Raw genomic sequence first — 8,187 nt, 5'->3', positions numbered from 1 at the left:
AAATACACCCATCTCTGAAACCCCGCCCCCTGTCAGTTCCCTCGGTTGTAATCACAATCCATTGATAGGCCGAATCGGCGTAAAACCTATACATATTTGATATCACAACATCCCCATCGATAACTGAGCGAACTTCATCGCAGCTAGGAGATTCAGTATTCGCGTCGATATCGATTCCAGCATGGAATTCTCCCCAGCCGTTCACAGGGTCGCCATAGCTTGTCATGAGGGTTTTTGTGAAGTTCATCAAGCTGTCTGTGCTGCCAACTGGCCATGGGGTGTCTGGATCCGGATCATTCGCATGAACTGTAATAGCTGACATCAATAGTAATCCAAGAGTGATCAGTATTTGCATAGTATGGCTTCTCATCCCGATCACCTCCCAGCAATATTCAGCACAGATAATGGGATACTTTGTACAGACCCAAATCTATTATTTCCTGGATTAACCAGAAGATAGTGCCCGTTTGGAGATACTTCCGTACAGAGTATCCGGCGTGTACTGTCAATATCTATTCTTTGGGAATAGACTTTTGTATTGTCTACGTATAGACTGATCTCAACATCTTCATTAGAGCGATTACTGTATCTAGTAGTAAGAGTCGTGACTATTCTAGAGTTAGAACAATTGACTAGTGTTGCGTTATAGCAATCTTCTCTGACGGTAGTCTCAGGAAACTCATACACTGAACCGTTATTCAAGTCTATCACTCGACCTTTAGTTGCTCCTCCAATACAGAAGAACCGACCATCCGGGCTGAAATTGCAGATTGTTGTTGATATATCTGTACCAGTATGCTCGGTTACTTGCCTTATTTCTCCGTTAACACAATCTACAAGAGCACTATGTGCTGAAGGATTTAGCAGAATGCAGGAAGCATGATGTCCATCGTATGTGATTGGAGGAACATTCATTATCTCGAAATCAATTTCAGAAGGAAACCTCCTGAGTAGGTTACCATCGCGATCCCAAACTTCTACGAAACTTGCTTCATCTCCGGGAATGCTATGCCTAAAAAACACCAATATATTCCCATTTGCACTAATAGATCCGCTAGAATATCCGACCTCATTAAAAGGAAACTCTCTGAATGAGCCATCAGGGTAAAGAAGACAAGCATAATACTGCTCGTGGGCACTATAATATTCACCAGTCTGTCCTGTAATAATCAGACCTATGCTCGCATCTCTTGATAATTGGATACCTTTGACTGCAATATTGAGCTTTCCTACATTGTATCCATAGGCATCAATCAGGTATCCCATATCTATATGCTGAGTTCTTTCACTATGAGTAGGACGGACTGTGCCTTCAGGGACATTCGAGCCCTCGGGATCAACAATCATGTGTTCCCGCCAGTAGAATTCCCCAGGGAACACTCCATCTGCTTCAACATGAACAGGATTATTCTCAGTATCGTAGAAAACATGAAGGTTCTGAGAAATGGCTGCTCTCATCCTGCAGTCCAACCAGTACCTGTCCTCCCAGGGAATACTTTCATCTCTGAGAGTTTCTTCTAACCAGGGATATGGATAACCATCAGTGAGTGAAGCTTCAAGCTCTTCTATTGTTTCCGCTCGGAAAAGCTCAATAACTTCAAACTCATCATAATCAGTAAGCGGTACCACCGGAACGGTTGACTCAGGAATGTACTCGCTCTCCCAGGCCTGCTCTCTGAGGGATTGTACAACATCAAACAGATGCCAGAAGGCATATAACTCCTGCAATTATTATTCTCATTTCAAACTCCTTCTATAAGCTAATCAGGAGTTTCAATCTCTCGTCGAAATAATCACCATATCACGGTGATTCCCGCGCCTCCAATGGTATTCGTGTAATCCTCTTCAGAAACACTTGAATACGTGCAGTACTCCCCCGACAAACTTGCAATAAGATGATCACAAGTATAACTGTCTTTTTTGTATCACCGTCTCCTGTAGTGTAATAACCTCCAAGAGTCATTGAGAGGGAATTGGATGGATACCATGTGCCTCTCAGATCGCCAGTGTACTTCCATACAGGATCGCTGCCGGTTCTTGTTCGTCTTGTGGAGACGCAGCCGGTAATTGTAAGCGGAAATTCAAGTGAAACAGTTTCTCTGAGTACTCCGCTCACCGAGCTGTAATCACTGCTGCCGGTTCCCATCGAATTATCATAAATCGTGAAAGCCACAGCTGAATTCACATCCAGGTCTGCTATGTCCCTTCTATAGTTCGCGGAAATTGAGATCATGGAGGTTTCTATACTGGATGAGGAATTGTCCCGCATTTCAACGAAAGAAGGGGAATAACTGATATAGATCCTTGGAAAATCTTCAAAAAGAAATCCCGTCCGAATTCCGTAAACACTTTCTGACGTAGTGAATGATTTTGTATCCAAAAGATTATCCGTTTTCCACCTGTACCACAATCCGGCGGACATCTGCCTGTTCATGAAATACCTGTCAGCTCTGGTTTCAATAGATATTTCATCACTTCTTAAGTATGGCGAACCCATACTTTCAAAGCCGGGCGCTAGACGCTTGAATGATGCGGAGAGCATATTTTCAGAGAATTTCAGAGAGGAGGACAGATCAAGTGCCCATCCAAAACCTGAGCTTATATTAGCCCCTGATAAATCAATCAGCCACTGAGGAACCTTATCAGTTTCAATCTCCGGGCTCCTGGTATCTCTGGTTAGCATCGATCCTGCTATTTCACCATTTAAACGGAATTTCCCGTCGAATATGACTATACCCGAGCTAATTGACGCTACCCAGTTCTCGGATGGAGTAATTCTGAAAGTGCTGTCTTCCAATATCGAATCTTCTATATCCTTACCGTACAGCATGCACAGGTGCAGATGGCTGCCGTAGGGAGATCCGAGACCTGTTTTCACCGCGTACATATTTCGTTCGTACTCTCCCGGATTATTATCCGTTGATTCAATCCCCCGCCTGTTTCTACCTCCGGAAGCAGCAAAATAGAATCCACCTGGATTAAGCGCAAGATTCACGCCTGAAATATTCACTGCATTCAATGTAAATCTTGATAAATAAGGGTTTGAAGCACCAATACCGACGGATGATACCCAGGACAGGACAGATCCTTCCCGGGCAGATGCCGAGGGGGTCGATGAGATGTAGATCCTGTTCATGTTCTGCCTCTGCATACTCTCTTCTGATGATACAAACACACTTGCGGCAACAGGTAAGCCATAAATATTGAATACTGGATTGAATCTCCAGCGCCAGAACTGTTTCGGCATTTCGGACCATCCATTATCCTCGGAGGAATACTGAGAATAAAAAGAGGAACTTCCCGATATTTCAATGCCGTCCGATATGGACAGAGCAACGGCAAGAAGCAACAGCAGGGCTGCTGCTCTCATTGTTCTTCACCCGGAATATCTACGAAGCCGTTGTTGAAGGAATTTTTGCAGTACTGCGGCCATCCGTCAGTCATAGGGCCTGACCCGGAACCTGCTATAGCATAGATCCAGTTGTCATCACTTCCAAAATAGACGGTGCCATCAATACCGATTACGGGGCTGGAACGGACAGCACCTTTCGTCTCGAACTTCCAGAGAAGAAATCCTGATGCCGAGAAACAGTGCAAGCAGGCATCATCACATCCGAAGAACAGTGATCCTGTAATGTTCAACGCTGGAGTTGATGTTACCACCGTCCCGGCCGGTATCGCTCCGGCTCTTCTTCCAGTGTCCCATTCCAGAGCGTATATGTTCCCGCTCCAGGTACCTGCGTAAACGGTACCATTGGAAGAGACAACAGGTCCGGGATAGATCTGCGAAGGCAGTCTGGAATTCCAGATTTGTGAACCATCCATACTGAAACAGAGGACTTCTTTCCCTGCTGCGGCATAGATATTATCTCCAAATATAACAGGGCCCCCCGAAAAACTGTCACCGGCACGGAATGTCCACTTCGTAGTAAAACCGCTGCTATCATCATCTACGGCATATATACTATTGGCATCACAGGTGAAGTAAATTGTTCCGGATGAATCAGAGGCTGCGGGGAGAACGATACTGTTGTCTGTTTTCAATGTATCCGCGATTTCTCCGCTGAACGTGTCTATTGAATAAAATATTCCCTCTATGGATCCTGCGTAGAGTTTTCCCGACGGGAGAATCAATGGACATGCCCTTACAGGCCCCGTCATATTGTTATTCCACACCAGAAAGCCTGAAGGATCGATGCAGCAGATACCAAAATCACCCGTTGCGAAAATCCTTCCATCCTGCCCTATGGCAACTGCATATACCGGACCGCCCGCGGGATACCTCCATAATTCGCTTCCCTTTTGATCAAGCGAATAGATAAATCCATCAAAACTTCCGCAGATGATGCTTCCGTCAAGTGCAATTGCAGGGCTGCACTGAACTCTGTCACCTGTTTCAAAACTCCATATTTCTGAACCTTCTTCGCCGAATATTCCAGGATTTACACAGGAAAATGTCCAGATTTCGCTCTTGCCAACAGAAGAACCATCGTAAAAACCTTCAACCTGCCATGCGTAACTGTCTCCATATTTAAAAGAGCTGGCGTACACAGGATAAACTAACTCCTCAGTAAAAATATCATTCGCAGTGAGCCAGGCCGGATTAGCGGATATGGCACTTTCAGGGGATTGTCCCTCCAGTATATTGACTATCCTGATCGAGTATTCAACGATTCCGGGAGGGAATGAAGGAAACCATATGAAAATTGGTAACGGTTCTGTAACTTCGCTGTTATCGGTCGGATACTGAAGCTCAGGAGCTGCATGATTCTCTACATTCTGTGTAAAATCACCTGTTCCGACCAGACCTCCACCCTCTTCGTAAACATAAAATGTGATAATGTAGGTACCGTCCGGAAATCCCCCCATTTGCCCAACACTTGTTTCAAAAACAGGATCGTAGAAATTCGTGCTTATGGGTGACATTTCAGAAGAGCTGAGCTCAAGGTAACCCGGTGGAAGCAGGAACACAGATGTGGTAGCATCCATCAGCAATCCCGCACCGGCTTTCTCTATCGTCACGAACAGGTAAACCGAGAACACTTCGGACATGGTGTTGTTAAGCGAGATCCTCCAGAGATCTTCAACATACATCTGTCCGGGAGCCGGCGGGATCAGCCTTACTACCACAGGCAGCTGCGGAGGAGGAGGCTGACCGAAGTCCTGAGTGAGCAGTTGCGGTGTGGGTAATAAAGCTCTGTCAACCAGCATCAACATGGATAATAGTAATGATAACATTCTTAACCCCCATTATTTATAATATCATCATGTACTTGATAAGTCCACAACCCCGAAGAATCGCTTTTCAACTACAGGTATGGACAATATATACAATTCTGCTTACAATCTCTACAGAAATGGAGGTACACAATGAAATTGCTTATTATTCTAATTCTGCTTGTATCGCTCTCCCTTTACGCGGACGAAGATGCAGAACCACAGGTTGGAGACGAGGTTGCCATCGCCGTACAGAATCAGTCAATCTATCCGATGCCTGCGTTCTACGCGTCACCTGTAGAACCTGTCAGCTACGGAACCATGGCTGTAATTGACGAGATAAACGGAGAATGGTACAGGATTACCACAGCCCTCAATCAGGATGGATGGATACACTGCACTTCGGTTACAGGAGCCATCCAGGCAGCCTCTGGTGGTTCATCCGCATCCGGGGATGTAACCTCAGACGAGATAATGCTTGCAGGCCGTGGCTTTAATCAGGATATCGAAGAGACCTACGCAGGTGAACACCCGGATCTTGATTTTTCCCAGGTAAACAACATGGAGACATCCTGGGCAGTCACACCACAACAGCTCTACCAGTTCCTTGTTGATGGAAATCTCATCGAAGATACCGGGGCCACAACTTCAACTGAAACCCCTTCGAATGTAAGGGGGACAAGATAATGACTTTTCTCAGTATAATCATATCCGCTCTCCTGGCCTTCGGCCTTGGAGATATTGTAGATATTATTGAAGATGACGATGTCCAGAGCGCCCTTGATATCGCTGAATCATTCGACAGGGCGAACAGGGATATCACCGAAGTTGAGGAGTATTACCTGGGCCGGTCCGTAGCGGCAACCGTTCTTAATATGTACGTGCCACTCGAAAACCCCGCTCTTCAGCAGTACGTCAATCTTGTAGGCCAGACCGTCGCCTGCAGCTCTCCAAAGCCTACCCTTTTTGGAGGATATCATTTCCTTGTCATGAACAGCACCGAGATAAACGCGATTGCGTGTCCCGGGGGATTTATACTGATATGCAGCGGATTAATTGACCTTGCATCAAACGAAGATGAACTCGCGGCTATTCTTGCGCACGAAGTATCGCATGTTGCTCTCAGTCACGGGATACTATCCATCGACCAGGCCAGATGGACCGAATTCGGAATTCTTGTTGCCAACGAATCCGCGGAAAGATCAGGCATCAATGAAGTGCAGGCAGCCGCAGAAGATTACGGAGAACTGGTTGAAGACGTGGTTTCGAATATTATCACAAAAGGATACAGCCAGGAGACCGAATTTCAGGCTGACAGTCTTGCAGCTGAAATATGCGCTAACGCGGGATACGATCCCTGCGCCCTGGCCTCGATTCTCCAAACCATGAGCGCAATCGATTCAAGGTCCGGCCCCGGCTTCTGGCAGACCCATCCATCTCCCGAAGACAGGATAACGGCAATTAACGCTGTAATAGCCACATTGCCTCAGAGCCAGGTCGATCCAGTCCGTACAGCCAGATTTGACGAGTACACTTCAGGTTCGGTAATCGTTCAGGATACAGGTTCCGGGACAACTGGAACAGGAAGTCGAGGTTCTACCGGAAGCACAGGCGGAAGAGGATCCTCAGGCTCATCCGGTTCAAGGCCCTGATATAGACCATTGTTAAGAAGAAGCCGGTTCCATCTAGCGTGTTTGATTATCACCCTTTCTATTGTGATAGTTTCATGCAGTGGAACCGGCGGCCCGGATCCCGGACCTATAGTACCCGAAACTCTTTACGTTAATGTCATCGGTACCCTTCCTCATGATACTACTGCCTACACGCAGGGGCTTGAAATTCATGACGGTATTTTATGGGAATCCACAGGTGGCTACGGTTCCTCAGCACTCCGCTCAATTGATCCTTCCAGCGGTTCCGTTATAGAAACCTACCCCCTTCCCGACACGCTTTTTGGAGAGGGTATTACAATATTGAATGAAAATATCTACCAGTTAACATGGCGATCCGGACTTGTTCTTGAATGGGATGTTCAGAATCCTGTTCTTCAGGTATCAGATACAATAGAGACCGATGGCTGGGGAATCTGCTCGGTCAGCAGCAGCACAGTTGTCACCAGCGATGGCAGTTCAACTCTCAGTTTCAGGGATATCAACAGTTTTAATACTCTTAAAACAATCGATGTGAATATTGACGGCGGATCGATCGACCTTCTGAACGAGCTGGAATATGCCGGAGGTTCCATATACGCCAACAAGTACTATTCGGATAACATTTACAGGATAAACCCTCAAACAGGAAACGTCACAGCTCTTATCGACGCTTCATCCCTTCTGCCAATCTCCAAAAGGATAAACGCAGGAGTGCTGAACGGAATCGCCTGGGACCCGGAAAGGGAAGCTTTCCTTCTTACCGGCAAGAACTGGCCAACCATTTTCATTGTAACCTTCTAAGCTTCCAATGCACACTCCATATTTCCGAAAACAACTGAACCATATCAGCGTCTGAAATATACCCGCATATCAAGTCCAGACAGCTTGACGAATCGGATTACAGAGCGTATTTTTCCCCTCCATCAATGCGCGCCTCGATAGCTCAGTTGGTAGAGCGGGTGGCTGTTAACCACTAGGTCCGAGGTTCGAGTCCTCGTCGAGGCGCCATTTCTGGCTCTACACCATTAACAGGGGTACCTATCCAATTTAAGCACATAAGGCTCTGACCCTCAGTCTATAGTTTTTGAAGTTTCTGAATCCATATGAATCACATCTGAGATCTTTCAGAATTGAATTACTAAATGAAGTTAACCAAGCAATTAGGGGATATCACCGTTGTACCCTAACCTTCTAAGATGGGGAAGCAACTCTTCAACAAGTCCTTTCAGGTCCCTTACTGCCACCAGTCAGATTCGTTCTGTGAGAATCTCTCCATATTCATGAGCTAATATGTTCCGCAAACCTATAATAGCACTCC

At 46.2% G+C, this 8,187-nt stretch carries 7 protein-coding genes and 1 tRNA gene; 4 read left to right on the top strand and 4 right to left on the bottom strand.

Annotated features, from left to right (window positions below; translation table 11 throughout):
- The 4 genes from K8S15_03695 to K8S15_03680 form a co-directional block, all read right to left on the bottom strand.
- A partial coding sequence (locus K8S15_03695; protein ID MCD4775137.1) for a M23 family metallopeptidase occupies nucleotides 1-370 on the bottom strand: 370 nt, incomplete at its 3' end.
- Nucleotides 371-375: 5 nt separating this feature from the next.
- On the bottom strand, nucleotides 376-1,728 hold the full coding sequence (locus tag K8S15_03690) for a hypothetical protein (GenBank protein ID MCD4775136.1): 1,353 nt from the start codon (nucleotides 1,726-1,728) through the stop codon (nucleotides 376-378).
- Between the two features lie 73 nt (nucleotides 1,729-1,801).
- The gene (locus K8S15_03685) at nucleotides 1,802-3,370 is read right to left on the bottom strand and encodes a hypothetical protein (protein ID MCD4775135.1); all 1,569 of its coding nucleotides are present in this window, start codon (nucleotides 3,368-3,370) and stop codon (nucleotides 1,802-1,804) included.
- Nucleotides 3,367-5,238 (bottom strand): PQQ-binding-like beta-propeller repeat protein, encoded by a 1,872-nt coding sequence (locus K8S15_03680; protein MCD4775134.1) that lies wholly within the window; start codon nucleotides 5,236-5,238, stop codon nucleotides 3,367-3,369. Before K8S15_03680 ends, K8S15_03685 begins: the two co-directional genes overlap by 4 nt.
- Before the next feature lie 132 nt (nucleotides 5,239-5,370).
- Here K8S15_03680 and K8S15_03675 point away from each other — a divergent pair, with 132 nt between their 5' ends.
- The 4 genes from K8S15_03675 (at nucleotide 5,371) to K8S15_03660 (ending at nucleotide 7,877) form a co-directional block, all read left to right on the top strand.
- Complete coding sequence (locus K8S15_03675; protein MCD4775133.1) at nucleotides 5,371-5,904, top strand: hypothetical protein; 534 nt, start codon at nucleotides 5,371-5,373, stop codon at nucleotides 5,902-5,904.
- Nucleotides 5,904-6,869: a M48 family metalloprotease gene (locus K8S15_03670; protein ID MCD4775132.1), complete on the top strand. Its 966-nt coding sequence runs from the start codon at nucleotides 5,904-5,906 to the stop codon at nucleotides 6,867-6,869. The genes K8S15_03675 and K8S15_03670 overlap by 1 nt, the downstream gene beginning before the upstream one ends.
- Before the next feature lie 42 nt (nucleotides 6,870-6,911).
- A complete protein-coding gene (locus K8S15_03665; protein MCD4775131.1) occupies nucleotides 6,912-7,670 on the top strand; it encodes a glutaminyl-peptide cyclotransferase in 759 nt (252 codons plus the stop codon).
- 131 nt (nucleotides 7,671-7,801) lie between these two features.
- A tRNA-Asn gene (locus K8S15_03660) sits at nucleotides 7,802-7,877 on the top strand.
- Nucleotides 7,878-8,187: the final 310 nt, after the last annotated feature.

This window comes from Candidatus Aegiribacteria sp. (assembly GCA_021108005.1).
Taxonomy (GTDB): domain Bacteria; phylum Fermentibacterota; class Fermentibacteria; order Fermentibacterales; family JCC-6; genus Aegiribacteria.
Note: the sequence above shows the minus strand (reverse complement) of the source record. Positions and strands in the feature narration are given on the sequence as shown.